We start from the raw sequence: 22,572 nt of genomic DNA, 5'->3' as shown, positions 1-22,572 counted from the left end.
GTTTCTTTTGGATCATCTCGCTGACCAGATGAAGATGGCGGCGAGGTGGAGTCCGGCGAGGTAGATGGTGGCGGTCTTGTCGTAGCGGGTGGCCAGGCCGCGCCATTGCTTGAGTCTGTTGATGCAGCGCTCGACCGTGTTGCGCCGCTTGTAGGCGTCGCGGTCGAAGGCTGGTGGTCTGCCGCCGCGGCTGCCGCGGCGTTTGCGGTTGGCGGCCTGGTCGGCGGGCTGCGGGATCACGGCCCGGATCCCGCGCCGACGGAGATGGGTCCGGATCGCGCGGGATGAGTAGGCCTTGTCGGCCAGGATCACGTCCGGCGTGATCCTGGGCCGGCCGATTGGCCGGGGCACCCGTAAGCGGGCCATGACCTCGGGGAATGCGGGTGCGTCACCTGCCTGGCCAGGCGTGATGACGAAGGCCAGGGGCCGGCAGTGGCTGTCCGCGGCGAGGTGGATCTTGGTGGTCAGTCCGCCGCGGGAGCGTCCGAGGGCATGGTCGTCCGGCTCGCCGGCCGGGGCCCCTTTTGACGGGCCCCGGCGGCGTGCTGGTGGGCTCGGACGATGGTGGAGTCGACCGCGACGACCCAGTCGAGGTCGCCTTCGGCGTCGGCCTGGGCGAGCAGGGCGGTGAAGACCTTCTCCCAGGTGCCGTCGGCGGCCCACTTCCGCAGGCGGTTGTGGGCGCCCTTCCACGACCCGAAGTGCTCGGGCAGGTCCATCCACGGTGTCCCGGTGCGGTACTTGAACGCGATCGCGTCGATCACCTGGCGGTGATCACGCCACCGTCCGCCCCGCTTCGGAGTCCGGTCCGGCAACAACGGCTCGATCCGTGCCCACTGGGCATCAGTCAACGACACACATCAACCAACGATCAGATGATCCGAAGGAAACGGCCTAGCGCCCCATATCGAAGGGCACCGAGAAGCACGCCAGCCGCGCACCGGCCTCCCCTGCCTCACCCGGGCCGGTGCGCGTCGGGTGCTCATGGATCACCACGGAGCGCGCCTCGCCCTTGCGGAACGTCCACTTCTGGTGGGCTACGGCGCCGCCGGAGCCGTGCGCGTCGGTTTCGAAGTCCAGCCAGACCTCGTTCCTGGGGTTGGCGAACCGGGGGTCGCGGGACGGCTGCACCGGGTCCACCCTGTGCTGATAGTGGTGGCCGGAGTCCTCCGGATCGACACCGCACGGCTCGGTGTGCACATGGGCCCCGTAGGAACGTTCCGGCTCAATCCCCTCGACATGCATCTCCACCGACGTCCGGTTCCCCTTGATCCGCTGCGCCACCGCGACCGAGGAGCCGGGCGGGATCACGGCCCCGTCATAGGTCACCGCGTCCGGGGCCATGTGCTGACCGGGGTGGGCGAAGACCCCCGTCGCCCTCATCCAGTAGCTGTCGCCCGCTCCGCCCGCCGCTGTGGCCGTCGCGGGAACCGCCGCCAGTACCGTCGCCATCGCCGCCGTTGCCAGCCCTGTCGCCAGCCCTGTCACCATGCCCAACTCCTTCGTTCGTGGTCCGTTCCGGTGCAACTCTTCCGTGTATCCGGGTGAGATCGGCGCCACACTCACCCGGCCGATCCCTGCGGGGGACACGGGCGTACGCTGTACGGCGGTAAGCAGCTCCCTACGGGGGCCAAGATGGGGAGTGAAGGTGCTGGAAACGCTGGGGACGTTGATCTACGCCCCGTGGATCTATGTCCTCATCGCGCTGTCCGTACTGCTCGATGTCTTTCTGCCGCTCCTCCCCAGCGGCGTCCTGGTGATCGCCGCCGCCACCGCCGCCGCGGGTACCACGGCCGCGGATATGACCGGGCTGGCCGCACCGCCACACCCCAGCGCCCATCTCCCCGAAATGTTCTTCCTGGTGCTCTGCGCCGCGACCGCCTCCCTGCTGGGCGATCTGGCCGCATACCAGCTCGCCCGGCATGGCGGCGCCCGGTTCGAGAACGTCATCGCCCGCTCCCGGCGGCTGACCACCGCCCAGCAGCGGCTGGGCCAGGCGCTCATCCGTGGTGGCGGGCCACTGATGGTCCTCGCCCGCTTCGCCCCCGCCGGGCGCTCGGTCATCAGCCTGGCCGCGGGTGCCACCCAGCGCCGTGCCAAGCACTTTGTGCCGTGGTCCGCCATCGCGGGACTCACCTGGGCCGGATACAGCGTGTGCCTCGGGTACTTCGGCGGCCAGCTCTTCGGGGTCAACTGGGGCAGTACGGCGATCTCAGTGGCCGCCCTCTTCACGGTCGGGTCACTGGCCGCGTATCTGCTGCACCGCAGACCATCGGCCGCCAGGGCCTGACGGCTGCGACGATACGGGCCATGACCGCCCGTACTCCGTACTGGATCACCCGCCCCGAACGCCCCGCGGACACCGCCGCCGTCCGCCGTATCAACCTCGCCGCCTTCGAGACCCCTGCCGAGGCGGACCTCGTCGACGCGGTCCGCCAGGACCCGGCCTGGCTGCCGGAGTTCTCCTACGTAGCCGAGACCCCGGACGGCGAGCCCATCGCGTACGCCCTGCTCACTCGCTGCCTTATCGGCGAACCCGAGACCCCCGCTCTGGCGCTCGCCCCCTGCGCCGCCCTCCCCGAGTACCAGGGCCAGGGCGCGGGCTCCGCGGTCATCCGCGCCGTCCTGCCGGCGGCCCGCGCGGCGGGGGAGCGCACGGTGATCGTCCTCGGCCATCCCACCTACTACCCCCGCTTCGGCTTCACCCCGTGCTCCCGCTTCGGCATCACACCACCCGCCGGACAGGACTGGCCCGACCTGGCCTTCCTAGCCCTCTCCCTGGACGGCGGCCCATTGCCTCGCGGCGAGGTTCATTACGCCAAGGCTTTCGGCGTCTGAGCAGCGTGCCCGGGCGACCTTCCCCAATCCCGCCCGTTCCCGAAACTGGTGCTTCGCCCCCGTCCCACAGCCGCCGGAGGGGGCGGGGTTGGGGAAAGCCCTCGCGGCCAGGTCTGAGCGTCGGCACACGGCGGCCCGTAGCGCTATCTCGGCGGATCTTACGGCGTTACGCTTCCCCCACCGACCCCAGCCCGCCGCCTCCGAGCTCAACGGCATCCAGCTCTCCTCTTCGCCGTGGTGAAGAGGCCATCTCACCCACGCTCGGTTGCCGTACTTCCTCCTCCCGGTCGTCGAAGCAAGCCGCACAGACCAGGATCGGAATGCCGTCCGTGTTGTGCTCCCGCCCCAGCAATACGAGCCCTGCCATAACCGGCTGATCGCCGTGGAACTCCTCGCCGCAGCGGAAGCAGCAGTTCTGGCTCAGGACATGACTGTCAACTGAGGCCGAAGCCGCGAGGCTCCGCCTCGCCTCCAGCGGTTCCGCATTCGCCGTCACAACTGCTGCGCCTTCACCGCATCAGCCGGAACTGGACGACGTACGGCGCGGTACTCGCCTCGCTCGATCAGCACAGGCGGACGCCCGGCCAGGATCAGAGAGCGCCGGTCACCGTTCCAGTCGGCGCGCATGTCAACAACGCCGTAGTACCGTCCCGACGAGTCCACGTTCACGGGTGCCATCAGAGCTGCGGTCCACACGGTGCCCTCACCGCCCCTGTATCGACTCGAACCCACACCCGCTTGCCGCCAGGATCTGGCGCGTACCCGAAGTCGGCAGCGATCTCCCGCAGCAGCCACAGGCCACGCCCTGACTCGGCGGACCACTCCGGCAGGGTGACGATCGGCATATCCGGAGAGCGGTCGTAGACCGTCACATAGATGGATGGCCCCGACTTGGTGATCTCCAAGATGCACAGCGGATCGTCCGTATGGCGCGCCACGTTGCTCAACAACTCGGTCACGCCATGGAGCACGGTTTCTGTCACTTCGGAGGGCTGGCCCCATTCCCGCATGGCGGCCTTGGCGAGCCGACGGTAGTGGGCGAGGTCGCCCAGCTTCACCATTAACTGCCAGGCATAGGCGAGCTGTTCGCCTCCGTCGACACGGTCTGCAACTGCCATGACTCCTCCAGCGCCGCAAGGGCGCACGTCTAGCTCAAGGCGTGCAAGGTCAGCAACCCGTCACCCGCTGGGTGCGCTGAGTCACACGATGATGGTGGAGTGCGAAACATCGCCTAGGCAAGTATTCCTAGAAACTTCCATCGCATCGAGTGGAGTTGGCATATGACAGCTGTACATAGGAATGTCGGCGGTACATCATGCAGCCATGGCTCAGAGCGACATGCCCACGATGCGCAGCAAGCGACTCGGTAACGAGTTGAGGCGGCTTCGCCTCGCCAAGGGGCTCAAGGTCCAGGACGCCGCCGACAGGCTGGAGTGCGGCCAGCCGAAGATCTCCCAGATCGAGAACGGCAAGCGCGGCATCCGGCCGCTCGACCTCACGATCCTCTTGGAGCTCTACGGCGTTGATGACGAGACTCAACGAGCCAACCTCAGGCGGTTGGCCAAGGAGATCCACAAGGTTGACTGGTGGAGTAGCCAGGGGCCGCTGTTGCACGACTCACTTCGTGACTACCTGACCCTGGAGGCCGACTCGGAGCTTGTCCGAGCCTACGAGCCGATGGTGCTCCCTGGACTCCTTCAGACTGAGGCGTACATGCGGGAGATCTTCATGGCCGGGCAGCGCCCCAAGCGCGTTGACACACTCGTTGAGACCCGGATGAAACGCAAGGAGCTACTTGCGGATCATCTTGACTTCCGCCTGCGCACGATCATCGACGTCCCGGCTCTCCATCGCATCAACGGACCGGCCGAAGTCGTCCGCGAGCAGCTCAGCTATCTCTTGGAGACCGGTAAGCGGACGAACGTCAATGTTCAGGTACTGCCGTTGGATGCCTCGCTCCCGACCGAGCAGTACGCGCCGTTCACCATCTTCTCGCTCCGAGGGGAACCCCCGATCGACGTGGCGTGGTTGGAACACATGACCGGTGGTACGTTGTTGGAGCAGCGGCCTGACGTCCAGGTTTACACACAGACGTGGGATGAGTTCACGGCCGCGGCGCTATCACCATCCGAGTCACAGCAATACATTCGTGATCTCATCAAGGAAAGCGGATCATGATATCGAAGCATGCCCCATCTGTGCTGGTCAGCGAACTTGATGGCGCGCTCTGGCACAAGAGCACCTACAGCGGCTCCGATAACGGTTGCGTTGAGCGCGGCAGGCTGCAGACTGGCCGTCAAGCGATCCGCGACACCAAGGACCGGGGCCTTGGCATGATTGTCTTCGAGCCGGACGCCTGGCAGTCATTCGTGGACGCGGTTCGCTCCGGAGCCATGTGAACTTGGTATCTATAGACCCCATTTGGCAGAAGTCTTCCTATTCCAGCACAGGCGCCGAATGCATCGAGGTGGCCTCCGCTCCAAGCGGCATCGCAGTACGTGAGAGCGATGATCCGGCTGCCATGCTCACAGCTGACCGTGTACACGTTGAAACTCTCATCAACGCCATCAAGTGGGGAACCTTCGAGCACCTTGTGGGCTGAGACGCTCAGTGCTCAGCCTCTCGTCCGCTGGGCGACGGACTGAGTGGTTGCGTCGCCATCACGGTGGTATAGGTACCCCGCGTAAGCACAAGTATGAGGCATTGGGGGAGCAGGTCAGTGTCCATCAGTTCTTGGACACGGAAGATTCGGTCGGTAGTTGTTGGGGGAGCAGGCGATCATGTTGATTGAGAGGAAGCGTTGGCCTGTTAGGTAGTGCCCCCAGGCTTCTGACTGCCCGGCGTTGAGGCTGACCAGAGCGAGGCGGTACATGTGGTCCAGGCGTTCGTCTGGCAAGTCGCATGCGGGTTGCAGGGACGCAATGTAGGTCAGTAGCCGGGATCGCATCCAGTCGGCGCCGTCCGCCGGATCGCGGCAGGTGATCTTGATTTGGCTGGCTGGGCGCAGCAGCCAGTGGGACAGTTCGAGTGGCGGGACTTCGGCTGAGCTGAACACCGCCGCATGGGCATGGGGGAAGGGCGGCTCGGCTGGCCGCCTGGGACCGTCTTTTTGCAAGGAAGCTGCGGGGCCGATCCATAGGTAGCCGTGATGGTGCATGGTGTCTCTCCGGACGGGATGGCGCCCCCGAGTCGCTGGCCGGGGGCGCTGTGGTTACCGCTGGCAGCCGCTTCCGCCGCCGCAGTCGGGCTCGTCGGCGGGTTCGGAGGGGGAGTCGGAGTCGGGCAGGGTGTCGCCGTCGTCCGGGTCCTGGTAGAACCATTCGGGTGCAACGCGCATGAGGCTCCCTTTCGTGGAGGGTCCGGTTGTGTTGTTGCCGTCCCGTCCTCTGCCAGGGCTTGCAACGGTCACCGGCAGAGGATGGGAGTCTTAACTCGTCTCGCTGGGTACGGCTCAATGCCGCACTCCTGACAGCTTTTGGCGGGTGGCTCGGGTTCGCCGCGACTCAGCGCGTTCGTGCAGGCATCACTGCGCGGCTCTCCCACGTGGGCCGGGTACGTCGGCATCCATGCAGAAGGCGGCCTGCTGCTCCCGCGCCCGGGGCAGCAACTCCCGCAACAGGGCGGCGCTGACCAGACGTCCTTGAGGCGGGGACAGCCAGTGCAGGCTGACGTGGTCCGCGTTCAGGTTCCCCGGAAGAGCCAGGGAGCAGCATTCGCCGAGGGCTTCAGTGCCCGGCTCATCCCAGCGGTCAGCGGTACCCACGGGTACGAGGAAGTGAGTCTTGGGCACCGGCCCGAGCGGATCGCATACCACCGGGCCGCAGCGTCCCGTGGTGGCCGTAATGAGGAGATCGGCGAGTTGAATCCCTAGTTGGCCTTCGACGCCGATGGCATCCCACCATTTGCCGACGTCCGCCGTGTCGATGGTGTCCACATCGGGCAGCCATGCGGGACGGATCCGTTGAGGGCAGTTCCGGGTTCCTGAGTCCATAGCCAGGACCGTAGAAGCCGTTGTTTCTTCAATCCCGCCGTGTTTCTCAGTGTTTCTCGCCTCGGCTGTCGGTTTTCTGGATGTTGCTCATCTGTGGCCGAGGGAAGTCCTCGCGCGGACGATGAGGCGGTGGGCGGCGGGCCCGTATGCGGCGGTTTCATGGAGAAGCGACCACGTCTTGGCATAGAACGCCACGTCTTCAGTCGAGTCCAGCCATAGCTCGGCGTTCCACGTATCCGCGATTACGAGGCTGTCATCGATGATCCAAAACCCATGCTTGGGAGAGAACTTCATCCGTACACCAAACGGAATGATTCCGAGCGTGACGGTATCCAGTCCGATAAGCCCAGCCAGTCGGTCGAGTTGCGCCGCCATCACCGCAGGAGAACACCGCAACGTATGCAACGCGGCCTCCCAGATGACCGCTTGGAAGAGGTGTCCGGGCTCGTACAGCGCCTCTTGGCGTTTCATACGGGCCCGTACACCGGCTTCGATGTCCCGAGGCGCGCTGAGGCGTTCGGAGACGTCGGTGAGCACACTGCGAGCGTATTCCGGTGTCTGGAAGACACCAGGAATGATTGCCGGTTCGAACAGGCGGATATTCTGCGCCTGCTTCTCCTGGGTAACATTGAGTTCTTGGAGCGCGCGGTGTCCGGCGGCAAGCTGTCGACGCCAGCTGCGAGAACTGGTCTCCAGGCCGCGCAGACGTCCTTTCAACTCGGACGTGACCTTGGGCTGACCGGTTTCCCTGGCCCACACCTCGAGGTCTTCCAGGGTTGCGGTCTGCTTGCCGTTCTCAAGCTTGGAGATCTTCGATGGCACCCAGCCGCAGCGTCTGGCCAGCTCCCGGACGGTGAGCCTGGCCTCGGTGCGCAGCTCGCGCAGCCGCGCACCGAGGGATATCCGGGCTTGCTGGAAGTCAGTGCTCACACATGGGAACGTACCTGCTTGAGGAACTCCTCACGTCGAGCTGCGTAGTGCCAGGCCGCATCCCGGACCTGGCAGTACCGGACGATCCGGGTCGGGTCCTCGATCAGTTCCGCGCCGAGGTACCCGTCATTCTCATCGAAGTGCAGCAGTAGTGCTAGGCGCGAGTCGAACAGCCAGAAGTCCTCAGCGGGCAGACCGAGCTTGTCGGCCTCTGCTCGCCGCATGTTCCGGATGTCCTCACCTGCCGCGTTGTTGCTGGCTGCGCTGGCGAGTAGGAACCGCTGCCCTTCAGTGGGCGGGTCGTCAACCAGCCGAACCCGCTCAAATCGCTTGCCCTTCTCTGTCTGTGTTCGGACGTTGGTGCACCAGTCGCTGCCCTCAATCCCAAGTACCTCACCGCGCAAGAACCGTGCATACTTCTCGCTGGCCCGGTCAGAGGCATAGCCGCGACGGGTCTCCAACCGCCAGGCAGTGTGCTCGAACTGGCGAAAGTAGCCGCCGAACGTAGCGTCGTCGATGAACTCCGGCACGGTGATTTACTCCTTTGGAGCGAAGCGGGTCAGCAGCTCGCGAGGAACGATGACGAATGTCTCGTCATCAGCGACGTCCTTGAGCTGGGCAATGTCCTCGGGATCGGTCACTGCCTTGCCCTGAACGAGGACTTCGCCGCTGTCCAGGTCGTCGTACAGAGCGGGACACTTCCCCTCCTCGGACGTCGTTCCGATCATCCGCAGCCTCCGGGCCATATCGATCCCCTCTCGCGCCGGTTGTGCCGGTCAAGTGACCGGACTGCAGCGCACAGTAGCGATGAGATCGAGAAACACGAAGACCGCCTGCGGACCCGGTAGAGGCTTCCTGCTGCCGGGACACCCCGCCGTATCAGTCTGCCCGACATGGCTTGGTACCACGATGCTGGTCTTCGAGGCTGTCATCTTCGGACTTGCCACGCTCCGGCGAGGCGTCCAGCGCCCTTGGTCCCTCGCGGGAGCCTCCGCCCTGGGCTGACCGGTCGAGGGTCTCGGCTGTTCGTTCCCGCTTCAGCCGTTCTTCGGGGGGCAGCCTGCTGTGCCACCTCGAAGGTCCAGGCGGCCTTCCGGGCCGCCTACCACCTCCCACAGGTCGACACCGTTGCCGTAGGCACCGACGAACCCGCCCATCTGGGCGGACTGATCGGCGCCCTGGCTGGCGAGGTCGACGAGCAGGCGATCCACCAGTACCGTCGCCTCCTCCGAGAGCGGTCGCGCGGTCAGCCCGTCTGAAGCTCCGCGACGATCTGCTCCGCCATGCGGCGTGCGGGCTCCAGCCGAGGGTCCTCCGGGTGCGCATCCGGCCCCAGGATCTTCGAGCACACGAACAGCGTCATCAGCTTGCCGTCCCGGCTCTCGAAGTCACGGCGTCGCTCTTGCTGTACACGATCGGCCAGAGCCGGAACGGGAAGGGAGCTTCCCCACAGCGAAGCGGAGTCCAGCCCCCGCGGCGCGTTCCCCCAGTCCTCCCAGTCGAAGAGGCAGAACGTCGGCGCGGTCATGTTGGCCCAGTTCAGATCCGCGTGCGCGGGCACCCACCACTCAACGGTCGTGTCGAAGTCACCAGCGAACGCGCCATGAATGGCCTCGGTGACGAGGGCCTGCGTGATGGTGACAGTGTCCGGCGTAGCGACGCGTCTCGTGTCCTGAGCCGCCAGCGCGTCCAACGAGGAGCTGAACGCCTGCCACCACTCATCCGGCAGCTCCGGCCCCTCGCTCAGCACGGCGGTGCCGATGGGTGGTCCTGGCAAGAGCTCGGTCTCGTCGGCCCGCCACATCACCGCCTCGTCCTCGTCCCGCCAAACCACACACCCCTGCCATGCAGGCAGGGCGATACCCTCCAGACGCGCGGCGCACTCGGTGCCGTTCCAGCCCTGAACGCCGATCTTGTCGAGCCCTCGCCTCTCGATACGTACCCACGTATCACGGTCCGTCCGCGCCCCGACCGAGCGGCGTTTACGGACAACCGCGTCCCGGCCCAAGCGGGCCTGAAGGGACAGCTCCACGCGATCGAGAACGTTGTCAACCGGTTCAACTCGCAAGTCGACGGCACGCGCCGAAGGTACCGAGAGCGTCATACGGACGACCATAGCTGCACGGAGGTGCTCGCCGAGAGGCAACGGCATCCTGGTGAACCTGAACCACACCATCCAGCTCTACGGCGACACCACCGCCGCGCGCCAGGCCCAGCATGCGGCGAACCAGCTGCTGGGCAGACCGGGATTCAGTCCTGCTTCGGGGCGGCCTGCTGTGCCACCTCGAAGGTCCAGACGGCGGCGCTGGTGGAGGCGGGCTTGGGGCGGTCGCCCTCGCCCTGGCCGCCGCCCTGGTGGGCGGCCTTCATCGGGCCCTCCATCCAGGCCTGGAAGGACTCTTCGTCCCTCCACCGCGTATAGACGAGGTACTGGTCCGTCCCTTCCAGCGGGCGGAGTAGTTCGAACCACTCGAAGCCGTCGGCGCCCTCCACAAGCCCGGCGCGCGCGCCGAAGCGCTTTTCCAGGGTTTCCCGCTGCTCTTCGGGGACGGTCAGGACGTTGATCTTGACTACGCTCATGAGTCCATCTTGCCGTACGCACCACGCAACACCACGCAGCGCTGGATGTGGACCCGTTCGGGCATGCCGTGACACCCCGGTAGTAGGTGCGGGAGTGCGGTGACGTCACCTTCCTGCGTCTGAGGTGGCCCCGCAGTGGCCGGGACGGGCGTAGACCGTGATCTGTGCTCCTGTTACTCGCGTGGTGGAGCATTTCTGGAAGAATGCGCGCAGTGTCGTCCGCTTGGCGATTTCCTGTGCGGTCATGTCGAGAGGTTGTCCCGCAGGGTCGTTGAGCGTGACTATTCTCGGCGTATCGAGTATGCGTGAGCGGATTTGCTGGGCGGGGAGTTCCGTGCCCTGAAGCGAGTGGGAGGCGGCCGGGTCCTGGTGCAGGGCCAGATCTCTTACGTTGCGGAACTCATGCGGATAGGACATCGCCCACTCCCTGCGTCTGGCGGGCATGAAAAGTACGCCGTCACCGGGGGCCGCCGCACGCTGCACTGTTTCCGCGACAGCGGTGACATTGTCTTTGCGGCTCTGTGGGGTCCGCAGGTGGAGGTGTATGGGGAGCAGTGCGGCCAGGATGGCGGTGAGGGAGATCGCTGCCACCGTTACGCGTAGGCCATGGGCGGGAAGCAGGCGCTGGAGGGGGTCCGATCGCCATAGCCAGTCCAGTGCGGAACCCGCCAGCAGTGCGAGAGCGATGGTGGAGTAGAGCACATAACGATCGATATACACCGGCTTATGAAGCGATGCCAGCAGGAGCGCGGCCGTGGGCAGGGTCAGCAGCGGGAGGGCGAGTGTCCGGAGACGGACTGGGCTGCCCGTGGCGCGGGTTGGTACCAGGGCGCAGATGATGCCCAGGATGGCCTGGGCGGCGAAGGCTGACCACTGGGCCCAGCTGGGGTGTCCAAGCCATGAGATCTGGTCCGACTGGCGCATGCTGAGCACAGCGAGAGGTGACAGTCCTGCGACAACGGCACCCGCTGACATGGCCCATGAGCGTCTGAGGGCAAGGGGAAGCCGGGCGAGGAACAGGGTGCTGCCGTGTGCGAGTAATGCCAGTACCGCGAACTCGTGGAGCAGGCAGGCGATCAGGAGGGTGGCGGTGTAGGCCAGCCACAGCTGTTTGCTGGGCCGGGATATGGTGCGAACCAGTAGATACGTGGAGAGGGCGACGAGCGCGCACACTAACGCGTAGGAGCGGCCTTCCTGGGCGTACTGCTGTATTGAGGGGATCAGCGGGAAGATTGATCCGGCGATTAATCCGGCTCTTGGCCCGGCTAGTTGGTGTCCAAGCAGGGCGACGCAGGCGGCTGCTATGGCCATTGCCAGTACTGAGGGCAGTCTCAGGGTAATCAGCCCGCCGTCCCAGATGCTGAAGAGAGCTTTCATCAACAGGTAGTACAGGCCATGCACTATGTCGATGTTTTCCAGCAGGTTCCGGATTTCGGGGAGGCTGCGGTGTGCGACTTGGTAGGTGACGGATTCGTCTCGCCACATGGTGCCCTGGCGTCGTATTCCCCATAATCCCAGGAGGAGGGCCACCATCGAGGGGATAAGAGCGGTGGCGGTCTGGGATGGGCGGGGTCGTTTACGGACTTCGCTGTGCTGGGGCAGGGAATCTGCCGCAGGTGTCCGTTGTATGAGTACGATGTCGCGCTCCGGTGTGGAAACGGGGGGTGGATGGATCGCGACGTTGATTCTATGGTCGGCTGAGCGAGGGGAGTTTGGTTTCCGTGGTGGTTAAGAGGGCGTGTTGAAGCGGAATTGAGGCATCCGGCGGTTATCGCTCACAGCCGCTGGATGATCGTGCCGGTTGCCAGGGCGCCGCCCGCGCACATGGTGATCAGGGCGAACTCCTTGTCCCGCCGTTCCAGTTCATGGAGGGCGGTGGTGATCAGGCGGGCTCCGGTGGCGCCCACCGGGTGGCCCAGGGCGATGGCGCCGCCATTGACGTTCACCTTGGACAGGTCCTGTTCGAAGACCTGGGCCCAGGAGAGCACGACCGAGGCGAAGGCCTCGTTGATCTCGACCAGGTCGATATCCGCCAGGGACATTCCGGCCTTGCCCAGTACGGCCCGGGTGGCGTCGATCGGTCCGTCCAGGTGGTAATGCGGATTGGCGCCGACGAGGGCCTGGGCCACGATACGGGCCCTGGGCTTGAGCTTCAGGGCTCGTGCCATCTTCCTGGACGCCCACAGCACGGCGGCGGCGCCGTCGGAGATCTGGGAGGAGTTCCCGGCGGTGTGTACCGCGGTCGGCATGATGGGCTTCAGCCGGGCGAGGGCTTCCATGGAGGTGTCGCGGAGGCCTTCGTCGCGGTCGACGAGGCGCCACATGCCCTGTCCCGCGGCCTGTTCCTCCTCCGTCGTCGGCACCTGTACGGCGAAGGTCTCACGTTTGAAGCGCTCCTCCGCCCAGGCCTCGGCCGCCCGTTCCTGGGAGATCAGGCCGAGGGAGTCCACCCGCTCCCGGGTCAGTCCCCGGCTACGGGCGATCCGCTCGGCGGCCTCGAACTGGTTGGGCAGATCCACATTCCACTCGTCCGGCCATGGCTTGCCCGGCCCATGCTTGGAGGCGCTGCCCAGCGGCACCCGGGACATGGCCTCCACACCGCAGCCGATGCCGATGTCGATCACCCCGGCCGCGATCATGTTCGCCACCATATGGTTGGCCTGCTGTGAGGAGCCGCACTGGCAGTCCACGGTCGTCGCCGCAGTCTCATAGGGGAGCCCCATGGCGAGCCAGGCGTTGCGTGCCGGGTTCATCGACTGCTCGCCGGCGTGGGTGACCGTACCGCCGACGATCTGTTCCACGCAGTCGGCGTGGATGCCGGTGCGGCCGAGCACCTCGCGGTAGGTCTCGCCCAGCAGATAGGCCGGGTGCAGATTCGCCAGGGATCCTCCGCGCTTGCCGATGGGGGTGCGTACGGCTTCGACGATGACGGGTTCGGCGGCCATGGCTCGTCCTCTCCGGGCGGCGGCGCTGAAAACTAGTACGCGTTCTAGCTCCCCTCACAGTCTTATGACCAGTGCTGGACCCGCGCAAGGGTCGTGCACAGCGCTTGTTGGCAACAGATGACGCCATGGCTCTTGCTACTTGTAGAACCCGTTACTAGCTTGCCGGTCCATTCTGATGGGCTGTCAGAAGTACTGTGAGCACCCCTGGAGTCGCTGATGCACTGTCCCGCGCTGCCCGATGGATTCGACTTCACCGACCCCGATCTGTACCAGCACCGTGTCCCCCTCCCGGAGTTCGCCGAGCTGCGTGCGACCTCTCCGGTGTGGTGGAACGCCCAGCCACATGGCATCGCGGGCTTTGACGACGACGGCTACTGGGTCGTCACCCGCCATGAGGACGTCAAGACCGTCTCTACCCACCCGGAGATCTTCTCCTCCAACCTCAACTCCGCGATCATCCGCTTCAATGAGCGCATCAGCCGTGAGGACATTGAGCTCCAGAAGCTGATCATGATCAATATGGACCCGCCCGAGCACACCCGGGTCCGCCAGATCGTCCAGCGCGGCTTCACACCCCGCGCCATACGTGCGCTGGAGGACGCCCTCCGTCACCGCGCCCAGCGGATCGCCGAGCACGCCAAGGCGGACGGCACCGGTGACTTCGTCAGAGATGTTGCCTGTGAACTGCCGCTTCAGGCCATCGCGGAGCTGATCGGCGTCCCTCAGGAGGACCGGGCCAAGATCTTTGACTGGTCGAACAAGATGATCGGCTACGACGACCCGGAGCTGGCCATCACCGAGGAGATCGGCAAACAGTCCGCCGGTGAACTGATCGCCTATGCGATGAACCTGGCCGCACAGCGCCAGGAGTGCCCGGCCAAGGACATCGTCACCCAGCTCGTCGCCGCCGAGCACGAGGGCAACCTCAGCTCCGATGAGTTCGGCTTCTTCGTCATCATTCTCGCCGTCGCGGGCAATGAGACCACCCGTAACTCCATCACCCACGGTATGCACGCACTGCTCACCCACCCCGGGCAATGGGAACGCTACAAGGCAGAGCGGCCCGCGACCGCGGCCGAGGAGATCGTCCGCTGGGCGACCCCGGTGATGTCCTTCCAGCGCACCGCTACGAGGGATACGGAGCTGGGCGGTCAGATGATTAAGCGGGGTCAGCGGGTCGGGCTCTTCTACTCCTCCGCCAACAACGATCCTGAAGTGTTCGAGAACCCGGAGGCCTTCGACATCATGCGGGACCCCAATCCGCACCTGGGGTTCGGCGGTGGCGGACCGCACTACTGCCTCGGCAAGAGCCTGGCCATCCTGCAGATCGACTTGATGTTCAACGCCATCGCCGATGTGCTGCCCGGCATCCGGCTCGCCGGTGAACCCCGCCGTCTGCGCTCCCCCTGGCTGAACGGCGTCAAGGAGCTGCGGGTGCGGTACGCATAGGCTCACGCAAGGCGGGCTCGACGGGGGGCCGGTCGGTGTCCTGGTCGGCCGTTTCCGACGGCTGACCAGGACCGTAGCGCCGCCACACCGCCGCGATACCGAAGCCCGCCGCGACCACGGCGGCGCCGCCCACCGCGTCCAGCAGATAGTGGTTGGCGGTGCCCATCACCACCACCGTGGTGAGCAGCGGATAGAGGACACCGAGGAGCCGTAGCCAGAGATTCGGCGTGAGCCGGATGATCACGATGCCCGCCCAGAGGGACCAGCCCACATGGAGCGAGGGCATCGCCGCGTACTGGTTGGAGATGCCGGTGAGCACGCCGAAGTCAGGGTCATCGAAGTTCTGCGGGCCATGGGCGGTGTCGATATAGTCCAGCCCCGGCATCAGCCGTGGCGGCGCCAGCGGATAGAGCCAGAAGCCGACCAGGCCGAGCAGGGTGGCGAAGGAGAGCGAGGTACGCGCCCAGCGGTAGGTGGCGGGGCGGCGCAGATAGAGCAGGGCGAGCAGGGATATGGGGATCAGGAAGTGAAAGGCCCCGTAGTAGAAGTTCATGCTGTCGTTGAGCCAGCCCGTGTGCGCCACGGCCTGGTTGAGCCAGTGCTCGATATCGATGGACAGGAACTTCTCGATGTTCAGGATCTGCTGGCCGTGGCCCTCGGCCAGGTCACGGCCGCTGGGCGCCATGGAGCGCACATAGGAGTAGACGAAGTAGCCGACCCGGATCAGCAGCAGCTCCAGCATCAGATTGGGGCGGCTGAACGGGCCCGAGGACTCCGGCCGGTCCCACAGCGTGGAGGTGCGGGAGACAAAGGGCAGCACACAGGCGGCCAACAGGGCCGCGAGCAGCGGGGCGTTCTCGCCCAGCGGCGCCAGCCAGGCGATCTTGGGCACCAGCGCCTGGGCGTCCAGCGTCATCACCAGCACCAGGAACACCGGCCAGACATAGCGGTCCCCGGTGCGGCGGCCGACCCGGCCGACGGCGGCGAGCAGAATCCACAGCTGCTGGTGCTGCCAGGCGACGGGCGACACGGCGACCGCGACACAGCCGGTGAGCGCGGCTGCGAGCAGCAGCTGACCGTCCCGTGCGTAGTGGGCCGCGCGGCGCAGCCCCAGTACCGCTATGGCAGCGGCGAGTACGGCAAAGAGCCCGATCTCCAGCGGCCCGGCCAGCCCGAGCCGCAGCAGCAGACCGTGCAGTGACTGGTTGGAGAGCTGGTCGGACGCACCGCCCAGACCGACGCCCGCGACATGGTGCACCCAGTAGGCCCAGGAGTCACTGGGCAACGCCGCCCAGGCCAGCGCGGTAAGGGCCGCGAAGCCACCGCCCGCGATCGCGGCCTCACGACGCCGGCCGACCAGCCACAGCAGCGGTACGAACAGCAATAGCGGGGGCTGCAGCGCGGCCGCCACGGCGACCAGCGCCCCGCCCAGACGCGGCGCCCTGGTCCCGTAGATGAAGCCACCGAGTACGAGCAGCACCGGGATGATGCTGGTCTGCCCCAGCGAGAAGGTGTTGCGGACGGGGACGGAGACGACCAGCAGGCTGATCGCTATGGGTGTCGCGATCAGCTGGGCGCGACTGGAGAGCACCCCCGGCAGCGCCCGTACGGCCAGTACGCCCAGCGCACCGACGAGCAGCAGCGTGCCGAAGGTCCAGGCCACCCCGAGCCCTTGCTGTGCGGCGTTGGTCAGTGGCCTGAGCACCAGCCCGGCCAGCGGTGTACCGGTGAAGGTCTCGCTGTCGTACAGGGAGTGCCCGTCCCGCAGCACCCCCCGGTCACCGAGCCAGGCCACCAGATCCGTGAGCCGTTTCTCCGGAGGGAGCCGCAGCACCGCGACCGCCTGGCGCACCGCCAGGGCCCCCGCCAACAGCCATAGGGCCACCAGCGCCGTGCCGGTGCGTGACCCCCACTGCACCGGTGTCTCGCGGCTGGTCGTTTCTGTTGTCACGTTCTGCGTCCCGTTCAGTCCCGTCTCACTTACCGATCACATGCCTGCGCGGTGGGTCTGCCACTCGCGGGTACACGTCCTGGCTTCAAGCCGGGGAGCGGTCGACTCCGGACGTCAGACGCAGAAACTCCACCGTTCACCTGACAGTTCCTGATGTGGGGTGGATCATATGGCATGTTGTCCGGTCACCCATCGGGCCTTTCGAAGGCGACCGGGGCGTCAAAGGCGGCGCGGCGCGTAGCCCGGCGCAGGGCGCGCAGGATCGTTCCGCCCAGGGTGAGGGTCAGTACGGCGGTCAGCAGCGCACGCGGCAGATCCCAGCCGAGCGAAGTGGCCAGCCAGTACGCGGTGAACCGGGCCAGGTTCTCGGCGAGCGGGTCGCCCGGGACGAAGGAGATGCCCGAGCTGAGCCCCGCGATATACGTCCAGCCCTGGAGGTTCATCACGACGCCGTAGAGCACGGCGGCGACCGCCCCGTACGCGGCGATCATCAGCCGCTCGCGGTGGCCGCGCAGCGAGTGGGGGCCGGGCAGCAGGCCCGCCCCCATGGCCACCCACCCCATGGCCAGCATCTGGAACGGCATCCACGGACCCACCCCGCCGGTCAGCAGGGCGGACGCGAACATCGATACGGCGCCCAGGACGAAGCCGAAGCCGGGTCCCAGGACGCGGCCGGAGAGGACCATCAGGAAGAACATCGGTTCCAGGCCCGCCGTCCCGGCGCCCAGGGGCCGTAGCGCGGCGCCAGCGGCGGCGAGTACGCCCAGCATGGCGATGGCTTTGGCGTTCAGGCCGGTGTCGGCGATGGTCGCTATGACCACGGCGAGGAGGAGCGGCAGGAGCGCGGCGAAGAGCCAGGGGGCGTCTTTGGAGTGTGCCAGGCCGGAGGCGGAGTGGGCGAGCAGGGGCCAGCCGAAGGCGGCTGCGCCGGTGGCTGAGACGAGGGTCAGGGCGGTGGCTGAGCGGGGGCCGATCCGGATGGCTTGCGCTTGTGCGTCGGGGTCTCTTCCCCGGTCCCGCCCCTTCCCGTAACCGGGGCTTCGCCCCGGGGCCCCGGGGTTGGCACGGTGCGGGTCGGTGGCCGGTGTTGTGCCCACCCTCCGCCCATGGCGGAGACTGCCCACAACGGTGGGGGGTTTGTGGCTCTCGCTCATGGGGTTGTCTCCAGGGCTTGGTGGACCTGGGGGACTGTTAGCCAGCGTTGGGGGGTGAGGATCTTGGCGGTTTGGGGGGCGAAGGCGGGGGAGGAGACGACGACGTCGGGGGTGGGGCCGTCGGCGACGATCTCGCCCTGGGCCAGGATCACCACGCGATGGGCGAGTTCGGCGGCGAGTTCGACATCGTGGGTGGCCAGCACGATCGCGTGGCCCTGGGCGGCCAGGTCGCGGAGGATGCCGGTCAGGCGGGCCTTGGCGGCGTAGTCCAGACCACGGGTCGGTTCGTCGAGGAGGATCAGCGGCGGGGCGGCGGCCAGGATGATGGCCAGCGCGAGGGCCAGGCGTTGGCCCTCGGAGAGGTCCCGGGGGTGGGTGGTGTCCGCGATGTCCGGGAGGAGGGCGCTGACCAGGGCGCGGCAGGTGCCGGGTGCCGCCTGGGCGTCCTGGTCGGCGGCCTCGCACTCGGCGGCGACGGTATCCGCGTAGAGCAGATCGCGCGGGTCCTGGGGGACCAGACCTATGTGGTGCAGGAGGGTGCCGGGCTTGGTGCGGTGGGGCGTGTGGCCGCCCACGTCGATGGTGCCGTGGGCGGGCTGGTGGGCGCCGATGAGGGAGCCCAGGAGGGTGGTCTTGCCCGCGCCGTTGCGGCCCATCAGGGCGATGGTCTCGCCGGGACGGACGGTGAGTGAGACGTCGTGCAGGACGGGGGTGCGGGCACGGCGCACGGTGAGGCGGTCGACCGTGGCGATGGGGGTGGGGGAGTGGGGTTCGGCCGGGGTGGGTGGGGTGTGCGGGGCCAGCCGTTCGCGCAGGGGTGCCGCCTTGCGGCGTGCGTCGCGTACCGAGAGGGGGAGCGGTGACCAGCCCGCGAGCCGTCCCAGGGCCACCACCGGGGGGTGAACGGGCGATACGGCCATCAGCTCGGCCGGGTCACCGAGCCTTGCCGGGGCGCCCGGTGCGGACAGCAGCAGCACCTGGTCGGCGTACTGGACGACCCGCTCCAGCCGGTGCTCGGCCATCAGGACCGTCGTGCCGAGGTCATGGACGAGGCGCTGGAGGACGGCGAGGACTTCTTCGGCGGCGGCCGGGTCGAGCGCGGAGGTCGGCTCGTCGAGGACGAGGACCCGGGGGTGCGGGGTGAGCACCGAGCCGATGGCCACGCGCTGTTGCTGGCCGCCGGAGAGGGTGGCGATGGGGCGGTCACGCAGCTCGGCCAGACCGAGCAGGTCCAGGGTCTCCTCCACCCGGCGGCGCATGGTGTCGGGCGGCAGGCCCAGGGATTCCATGCCGTAGGCGAGTTCGTCTTCCACGGTGTCGGTGACAAAGTGCGCGAGCGGGTCCTGTCCCACGGTGCCTACGATATCGGCGAGTTCACGTGGTTTGTGGGTACGGGTGTCGCGGCCGTTCACCGTCACGCGCCCGCGCAGGGTCCCGCCGGTGAAGTGCGGTACAAGCCCGGAGACGGTGCCCAGGAGGGTGGACTTGCCGACGCCCGAGGGGCCGACGAGCAGGGCCAGTTCCCCCTCCGGGATGGTGAGGTCGATGCCCTGGACGGCGGGCTCGGTGGCGTCCTCGTAATGGACGCTGACATGCTCGAAGCGGATCACTTGGGTTTCCTCGGTACGGGCGGTACGGGCGCGAGCACGGCCGGAGCCAGGCCGAGCAGTGCGGCGGCCGCGGGCCACAGCGGCAGCGGGGGTACGGCCAGCGGGACCGTGGGCGGGCTGAGCGCGGCGGGGGCCTGGGCGGCGGCCCAGATCATCACGGCGGCGACCGCGATCCCGGAGCCGGAGACCAGCCAGGCGCGTGCTCCCCAGCGGTCCGGCCGGTAGCGGGTACGTACGGTACGGCGGCCGCCCAGCCACAGCCCGCCGAGCGCGGCGGCGAGCCCGAGCAGCAGCACCGGCAGCCCGTATCCAGCGCCTTGGGCGGCGAGCAGACCGTAGGTACCGGCACATACGCCCAGCAACCCACCGAGAGTGAGCGCGTTCGTGGTGTGCCGGATGGCACGCGGCACCTGGGCGGAACGCCCGTAGCCGCGGGCGTCCATCGCGGCGGCGAGTGCGACCGAGCGCTCCAGCGCGCCCTCCAGCACCGGCAGCGCGACCTGCGCGAGGGCCCGCGCTCCTTTGTCGTTACGGCCACGCAGCCGCCGGGCGGTGCGCAGCCGCCGCACATCGGCGACCAGGTTCGGAGCGAAGGTCATCGCCACGACGACGGCGACCCCCGCCTCATAGAGCGCGCCGGGCAGTGACTTGAGCAGCCGGGCCGGGCTGGCCAGGGCGTTCGCCGCGCCTACACAGATCAGCAGGGTCGCCAGCTTCATTCCGTCGTACAGCGCGAAGAGCAGCCCCTCGGCGGTGACCCGTCCGCCGAGCCGCACCCCCTGCGCCCAGTCGGGCAGCGGGACTTCGGGGAGGGTGAACAGGATATGGGTGCCGGGGATGGGGGAGCCGAGGACGATCGCGAAGACCAGCCGGATGGCGAGCACCAGCAGTCCGAGCTTGAGGAAGGCACCGTACGAGCGTGCCCACGGTGCGTCCGTGCGGCGCGCGGCGACGACATAGCCCGCGACCGCCACCAGCAGAGCGAGCAGCAGCGGATTGGTCGTGCGGGACGCTGCCGTGGCCAGCCCCAGCGCCCACAGCCACCACGCCCCCGCGTGCAGCGCGGTGACGCGGCTCGCCTGCGGCGTCCGCAGGGCGGCCGCGCGTGAGCTGCCCGGCATAGCGGTCATGATCTGCGGCGCCGCGCCTGCCAGATGGCTCCACCGGCCAGCAGGGCCACGGTGACGATGCCCGCGATCAGCGGGATGGTGCTGTTCTGGCTGTCCTGGCTCTCCGGGCTGTTCTGGTTGTCCTTCGCGCCGTCGCCGGTGGAGATCTGCTCGCCGCAGCCGGACGCGGGGTAGCCCGCGATGGCGCAGAGCAGGGAGGCGGAGTTGTAGCGCAGCGGCTGCGCGGTGGCCGCCAGGGCTTCGGCGGCGGTGCCGTTCTCGGGGAGCTGGGCACAGGCGGTACGGGCCTTCGGCGGTGACTCACCTTCGGGCGCGTCAGCGGCGGTGCCGGGGTCGATGACAAGCGCGATCCGCTTCTGGCTGCCCTTGGCGGGCGTATGGGCGCAGATGGCCTTGAACTCCGCCGTGCCACGTGGCTTCGCGGCGTTGCCGGAGTTCTCGCTGACGGCGAAGCGGAAACCGAGTACGCCGCCGTCGGCGGGGCGCGCGGTGGCGGGGCCCTGGGTGGCGTAGGCCCAACCGCCCTGGTCGTCCTGGGTCCAGAACGACCAGTAGCGGTAGCCCGTTGCCGAGTCCGCGTGCGCGGGGGCGGGGGCGTGAGCCGTGCTGAGCGCCAGCACTACGGCGCTCAGCACGGCGGCGGCAACGGAACGCAACCGCATCAGCTGCCCTGCTTCTTCTTGTTGCGCATGCTCAGCAGAAGTCCGATGCCGACACCGGCGACCACACCGACGCCGATGATCCACCACACCGCCGGGGCCGGGTCGTCGTTCTCATGCTCGTCCGCCTGGGCGGAGTCCGGGGTGGCTGCCGGGGTGGGGCCGGTGGCGTTCAGCCGGTCCACGAGGTTGACGCCGCCGAAGGAGGCCGGGTCGGCGCCTGCGGCGTTGACGGCAAGGACCAGCTGACCGAGGGCGGCCGGGTCGTTCTTTGACTTGTCCCACTTGGTGAAGTTCTTCTCCAGCCAGTTCAAGGGTTTCTGGGCGGCGCCGGGGTGCTCACCCGCGGCCAGGGCGAGCACGGCCAGCGCGGTGTTGCCGTAGTCCGGCTGGTCCCCCTGGTTCCCCTGGTCCCCTTCGCTCCCTTCGTCTTCGGCGCCCGGCATGGCGGGGGCCTTCAGATACTGGCCGTTCTTCTCCAGCGCGCTGGAGAGATACCGGGCGGCGGCCCGCGCGGAGTCCTTCAGTACGTACGTACCGTCATCGCGGCAGGAGGGGGCCGGGATGACGGAGGTGTCCTTGCGGTCTTTCTCTTCGGCCGGAGCGACATCCAGACCCCTGCCGAGCGCGGCGAGCGCCGCGGCGACGGTGGCCGCGTCATTGGGCGCCAGCTCGCCCTTCTCGCCCGGCTGGTAGGCGAAGGCGCCGCGCTCACCGGCCTTGGCGTCGCAGCCGAGCTGAAGACCGGTCAGCGCATGGAGCGGGGAGTTGTCGCCCTTGGCGGAGCGGGCCTTCTCCAGCTGCTGCCCCGCCGCGGCGAGCGCGCCGATGACGACCGCGGTGGAGTTGGCGTCGGACGGCCCGCCGGGGTTGTAGCTCCAGCCGCCGTCCTCGTTCTGGACGGTCTTCAGCCAGTTCACCGAGGTCTTCACGGCGTCCTGGTGCCCGTCTGCGGTGGCCAGTGCCTGGACGGCGACCGCCGTGGCGTTGGTATCGCCAGGGGTCTTGGCGTCACAGGGCTTGCCGCTGTCCGCGCGGTAGGAGACGAACGAGCCGTCCTCGCACTGCTGACCGGCCAGCCAGGTCACGGCCTTCTTCGCCGGGGTGACCCCGGTCGCGTGCTGGGCCAGCAGGGCGACCGACTGCCGCCAGACCCCGTCGTACTGCGGGTCACCCTCCCCGTACAGCCCGGTCGGTAGCCGCTTCTGCGGGGACGGCGATCCGTCGGCGAGGGCCACGGGGGCTGCGGCCGCGCAGAGTAGGGCGGTTGCGGCCAGGGCCACGGCGCTGCGGCGCAGGAACATGACGGTGCCTTTCGGTGAGCGGCTACGTCGG

General features: G+C 67.7%; 27 protein-coding genes. 6 read left to right on the top strand and 21 right to left on the bottom strand.

Annotated elements, in window-relative coordinates:
- Window positions 1–12 precede the first annotated feature (12 nt).
- A protein-coding gene (locus tag test1122_RS05090) for an IS5 family transposase (protein ID WP_422396910.1) occupies window positions 13–857 on the bottom strand; the annotation gives its coding sequence in 2 pieces (ribosomal slippage) (window positions 13–527 and window positions 527–857; 846 coding nt in all).
- Between the two features lie 37 nt (window positions 858–894).
- The gene (locus test1122_RS05085; protein WP_232267956.1) at window positions 895–1,491 is read right to left on the bottom strand and encodes a superoxide dismutase family protein; all 597 of its coding nucleotides are present in this window, start codon (window positions 1,489–1,491) and stop codon (window positions 895–897) included.
- Between the two features lie 157 nt (window positions 1,492–1,648).
- Between test1122_RS05085 and test1122_RS05080 the strand changes: the two genes are divergently transcribed.
- Window positions 1,649–2,290, top strand: a complete 642-nt coding sequence (locus test1122_RS05080) for a DedA family protein (RefSeq protein WP_232267955.1) — start codon at window positions 1,649–1,651, stop codon at window positions 2,288–2,290.
- A gap of 20 nt (window positions 2,291–2,310) precedes the next feature.
- A complete protein-coding gene (locus test1122_RS05075; RefSeq protein WP_232267954.1) occupies window positions 2,311–2,838 on the top strand; it encodes a GNAT family N-acetyltransferase in 528 nt (175 codons plus the stop codon).
- Between the two features lie 166 nt (window positions 2,839–3,004).
- Here test1122_RS05075 and test1122_RS05070 read toward each other — a convergent pair whose 3' ends face one another.
- Genes test1122_RS05070 through test1122_RS05060 form a run of 3 tightly spaced genes read right to left on the bottom strand, consistent with a single transcriptional unit; the run spans window position 3,005 to window position 3,956 of the window.
- On the bottom strand, window positions 3,005–3,334 hold the full coding sequence (locus test1122_RS05070) for a hypothetical protein (RefSeq protein ID WP_232267953.1): 330 nt from the start codon (window positions 3,332–3,334) through the stop codon (window positions 3,005–3,007).
- Complete coding sequence (locus test1122_RS05065) at window positions 3,331–3,516, bottom strand: hypothetical protein (protein WP_232267952.1); 186 nt, start codon at window positions 3,514–3,516, stop codon at window positions 3,331–3,333. Before test1122_RS05065 ends, test1122_RS05070 begins: the two co-directional genes overlap by 4 nt.
- On the bottom strand, window positions 3,516–3,956 hold the full coding sequence (locus test1122_RS05060) for an ATP-binding protein (protein ID WP_232267951.1): 441 nt from the start codon (window positions 3,954–3,956) through the stop codon (window positions 3,516–3,518). The genes test1122_RS05065 and test1122_RS05060 overlap by 1 nt, the downstream gene beginning before the upstream one ends.
- Window positions 3,957–4,161: 205 nt before the next feature.
- Here test1122_RS05060 and test1122_RS05055 point away from each other — a divergent pair, with 205 nt between their 5' ends.
- From test1122_RS05055 to test1122_RS05045, 3 genes are read left to right on the top strand one after another with little or no spacing between them, the layout of a single operon-like run.
- Window positions 4,162–5,016, top strand: coding sequence for a helix-turn-helix domain-containing protein (locus tag test1122_RS05055; RefSeq protein WP_232267950.1), 855 nt, complete (start codon window positions 4,162–4,164; stop codon window positions 5,014–5,016).
- Window positions 5,013–5,237, top strand: coding sequence for a DUF397 domain-containing protein (locus tag test1122_RS05050; protein ID WP_232267949.1), 225 nt, complete (start codon window positions 5,013–5,015; stop codon window positions 5,235–5,237). The genes test1122_RS05055 and test1122_RS05050 overlap by 4 nt, the downstream gene beginning before the upstream one ends.
- The gene (locus test1122_RS05045; protein WP_277879796.1) at window positions 5,234–5,440 is read left to right on the top strand and encodes a DUF397 domain-containing protein; all 207 of its coding nucleotides are present in this window, start codon (window positions 5,234–5,236) and stop codon (window positions 5,438–5,440) included. Before test1122_RS05050 ends, test1122_RS05045 begins: the two co-directional genes overlap by 4 nt.
- Window positions 5,441–6,049: 609 nt before the next feature.
- Here test1122_RS05045 and test1122_RS26550 read toward each other — a convergent pair.
- From test1122_RS26550 to test1122_RS05000, 10 genes are all read right to left on the bottom strand, one after another.
- Window positions 6,050–6,175: a hypothetical protein gene (locus tag test1122_RS26550; RefSeq protein ID WP_277879795.1), complete on the bottom strand. Its 126-nt coding sequence runs from the start codon at window positions 6,173–6,175 to the stop codon at window positions 6,050–6,052.
- Window positions 6,176–6,361: 186 nt separating this feature from the next.
- Window positions 6,362–6,829: a hypothetical protein gene (locus tag test1122_RS05040; RefSeq protein WP_232267948.1), complete on the bottom strand. Its 468-nt coding sequence runs from the start codon at window positions 6,827–6,829 to the stop codon at window positions 6,362–6,364.
- An 87-nt stretch (window positions 6,830–6,916) separates the two neighbouring features.
- Window positions 6,917–7,759 (bottom strand): helix-turn-helix domain-containing protein, encoded by an 843-nt coding sequence (locus tag test1122_RS05035; protein WP_232267947.1) that lies wholly within the window; start codon window positions 7,757–7,759, stop codon window positions 6,917–6,919.
- Window positions 7,756–8,289, bottom strand: coding sequence for a DUF6879 family protein (locus test1122_RS05030; RefSeq protein ID WP_232267946.1), 534 nt, complete (start codon window positions 8,287–8,289; stop codon window positions 7,756–7,758). The genes test1122_RS05035 and test1122_RS05030 overlap by 4 nt, the downstream gene beginning before the upstream one ends.
- 6 nt (window positions 8,290–8,295) lie before the next feature.
- The gene (locus test1122_RS05025) at window positions 8,296–8,487 is read right to left on the bottom strand and encodes a hypothetical protein (protein ID WP_232267945.1); all 192 of its coding nucleotides are present in this window, start codon (window positions 8,485–8,487) and stop codon (window positions 8,296–8,298) included.
- Between the two features lie 309 nt (window positions 8,488–8,796).
- Window positions 8,797–8,970: a hypothetical protein gene (locus tag test1122_RS26675; RefSeq protein WP_338423512.1), complete on the bottom strand. Its 174-nt coding sequence runs from the start codon at window positions 8,968–8,970 to the stop codon at window positions 8,797–8,799.
- 35 nt (window positions 8,971–9,005) lie between these two features.
- Entirely contained in the window at window positions 9,006–9,863 is an 858-nt protein-coding gene (locus test1122_RS05015) for a hypothetical protein (RefSeq protein ID WP_232267944.1), read from the bottom strand.
- A 146-nt stretch (window positions 9,864–10,009) separates the two neighbouring features.
- Complete coding sequence (locus tag test1122_RS05010; protein WP_232267943.1) at window positions 10,010–10,339, bottom strand: antibiotic biosynthesis monooxygenase family protein; 330 nt, start codon at window positions 10,337–10,339, stop codon at window positions 10,010–10,012.
- A gap of 105 nt (window positions 10,340–10,444) precedes the next feature.
- Window positions 10,445–11,872, bottom strand: coding sequence for a glycosyltransferase family 39 protein (locus test1122_RS05005; RefSeq protein WP_232267942.1), 1,428 nt, complete (start codon window positions 11,870–11,872; stop codon window positions 10,445–10,447).
- A 242-nt stretch (window positions 11,873–12,114) separates the two neighbouring features.
- The gene (locus tag test1122_RS05000) at window positions 12,115–13,284 is read right to left on the bottom strand and encodes a steroid 3-ketoacyl-CoA thiolase (protein ID WP_232267941.1); all 1,170 of its coding nucleotides are present in this window, start codon (window positions 13,282–13,284) and stop codon (window positions 12,115–12,117) included.
- A gap of 216 nt (window positions 13,285–13,500) precedes the next feature.
- On the opposite strand from test1122_RS05000, the gene test1122_RS04995 reads away from it, so the two are divergent.
- Window positions 13,501–14,733 (top strand): cytochrome P450, encoded by a 1,233-nt coding sequence (locus test1122_RS04995; protein WP_232267940.1) that lies wholly within the window; start codon window positions 13,501–13,503, stop codon window positions 14,731–14,733.
- On the opposite strand, the gene test1122_RS04990 is transcribed toward test1122_RS04995, so the two are convergent.
- The 6 genes from test1122_RS04990 to test1122_RS04965 form a co-directional block, all read right to left on the bottom strand.
- The gene (locus test1122_RS04990; RefSeq protein ID WP_422396930.1) at window positions 14,705–16,684 is read right to left on the bottom strand and encodes a phosphatase PAP2 family protein; all 1,980 of its coding nucleotides are present in this window, start codon (window positions 16,682–16,684) and stop codon (window positions 14,705–14,707) included. The genes test1122_RS04995 and test1122_RS04990 overlap by 29 nt on opposite strands.
- Window positions 16,685–16,869: 185 nt before the next feature.
- A complete protein-coding gene (locus test1122_RS04985; protein ID WP_232267939.1) occupies window positions 16,870–17,838 on the bottom strand; it encodes an ECF transporter S component in 969 nt (322 codons plus the stop codon).
- Window positions 17,835–19,448 (bottom strand): ABC transporter ATP-binding protein, encoded by a 1,614-nt coding sequence (locus tag test1122_RS04980; protein WP_232267938.1) that lies wholly within the window; start codon window positions 19,446–19,448, stop codon window positions 17,835–17,837. Before test1122_RS04980 ends, test1122_RS04985 begins: the two co-directional genes overlap by 4 nt.
- On the bottom strand, window positions 19,445–20,578 hold the full coding sequence (locus tag test1122_RS04975; RefSeq protein ID WP_422396929.1) for a CbiQ family ECF transporter T component: 1,134 nt from the start codon (window positions 20,576–20,578) through the stop codon (window positions 19,445–19,447). Before test1122_RS04975 ends, test1122_RS04980 begins: the two co-directional genes overlap by 4 nt.
- On the bottom strand, window positions 20,575–21,240 hold the full coding sequence (locus tag test1122_RS04970) for an SCO2322 family protein (protein ID WP_232267937.1): 666 nt from the start codon (window positions 21,238–21,240) through the stop codon (window positions 20,575–20,577). Before test1122_RS04970 ends, test1122_RS04975 begins: the two co-directional genes overlap by 4 nt.
- Window positions 21,240–22,541 (bottom strand): SCO2321 family membrane protein, encoded by a 1,302-nt coding sequence (locus test1122_RS04965; RefSeq protein WP_232267936.1) that lies wholly within the window; start codon window positions 22,539–22,541, stop codon window positions 21,240–21,242. Before test1122_RS04965 ends, test1122_RS04970 begins: the two co-directional genes overlap by 1 nt.
- Between the last annotated feature and the right edge of the window lie 31 nt (window positions 22,542–22,572).

This window comes from Streptomyces gobiensis (assembly GCF_021216675.1).
Lineage (GTDB): Bacteria > Actinomycetota > Actinomycetes > Streptomycetales > Streptomycetaceae > Streptomyces > Streptomyces gobiensis.
The sequence above is the reverse complement of the archived record's forward strand: the minus strand, read 5'-3'. Positions and strand labels throughout refer to the sequence as shown.

Excerpts from the sequence above, each read along its gene's own strand:
- test1122_RS05085 (WP_232267956.1), bottom strand. The coding sequence starts at position 1,491 with ATGGTGACAGGGCTGGCGACAGGGCTGGCAACGGCGGCGATGGCGACG.
- test1122_RS05075 (WP_232267954.1), top strand. The coding sequence starts at position 2,311 with ATGACCGCCCGTACTCCGTACTGGATCACCCGCCCCGAACGCCCCGCG.
- test1122_RS05065 (WP_232267952.1), bottom strand. The coding sequence starts at position 3,516 with ATGGCACCCGTGAACGTGGACTCGTCGGGACGGTACTACGGCGTTGTT.
- test1122_RS05060 (WP_232267951.1), bottom strand. The coding sequence starts at position 3,956 with ATGGCAGTTGCAGACCGTGTCGACGGAGGCGAACAGCTCGCCTATGCC.
- test1122_RS05055 (WP_232267950.1), top strand. The coding sequence starts at position 4,162 with ATGGCTCAGAGCGACATGCCCACGATGCGCAGCAAGCGACTCGGTAAC.
- test1122_RS05050 (WP_232267949.1), top strand. The coding sequence starts at position 5,013 with ATGATATCGAAGCATGCCCCATCTGTGCTGGTCAGCGAACTTGATGGC.
- test1122_RS26550 (WP_277879795.1), bottom strand. The coding sequence starts at position 6,175 with ATGCGCGTTGCACCCGAATGGTTCTACCAGGACCCGGACGACGGCGAC.
- test1122_RS05040 (WP_232267948.1), bottom strand. The coding sequence starts at position 6,829 with ATGGACTCAGGAACCCGGAACTGCCCTCAACGGATCCGTCCCGCATGG.
- test1122_RS05025 (WP_232267945.1), bottom strand. The coding sequence starts at position 8,487 with ATGATCGGAACGACGTCCGAGGAGGGGAAGTGTCCCGCTCTGTACGAC.
- test1122_RS05015 (WP_232267944.1), bottom strand. The coding sequence starts at position 9,863 with ATGACGCTCTCGGTACCTTCGGCGCGTGCCGTCGACTTGCGAGTTGAA.
- test1122_RS05010 (WP_232267943.1), bottom strand. The coding sequence starts at position 10,339 with ATGAGCGTAGTCAAGATCAACGTCCTGACCGTCCCCGAAGAGCAGCGG.
- test1122_RS05005 (WP_232267942.1), bottom strand. The coding sequence starts at position 11,872 with ATGGTGGCCCTCCTCCTGGGATTATGGGGAATACGACGCCAGGGCACC.
- test1122_RS05000 (WP_232267941.1), bottom strand. The coding sequence starts at position 13,284 with ATGGCCGCCGAACCCGTCATCGTCGAAGCCGTACGCACCCCCATCGGC.
- test1122_RS04995 (WP_232267940.1), top strand. The coding sequence starts at position 13,501 with ATGCACTGTCCCGCGCTGCCCGATGGATTCGACTTCACCGACCCCGAT.
- test1122_RS04985 (WP_232267939.1), bottom strand. The coding sequence starts at position 17,838 with ATGAGCGAGAGCCACAAACCCCCCACCGTTGTGGGCAGTCTCCGCCAT.
- test1122_RS04975 (WP_422396929.1), bottom strand. The coding sequence starts at position 20,578 with ATGACCGCTATGCCGGGCAGCTCACGCGCGGCCGCCCTGCGGACGCCG.
- test1122_RS04970 (WP_232267937.1), bottom strand. The coding sequence starts at position 21,240 with ATGCGGTTGCGTTCCGTTGCCGCCGCCGTGCTGAGCGCCGTAGTGCTG.
- test1122_RS04965 (WP_232267936.1), bottom strand. The coding sequence starts at position 22,541 with ATGTTCCTGCGCCGCAGCGCCGTGGCCCTGGCCGCAACCGCCCTACTC.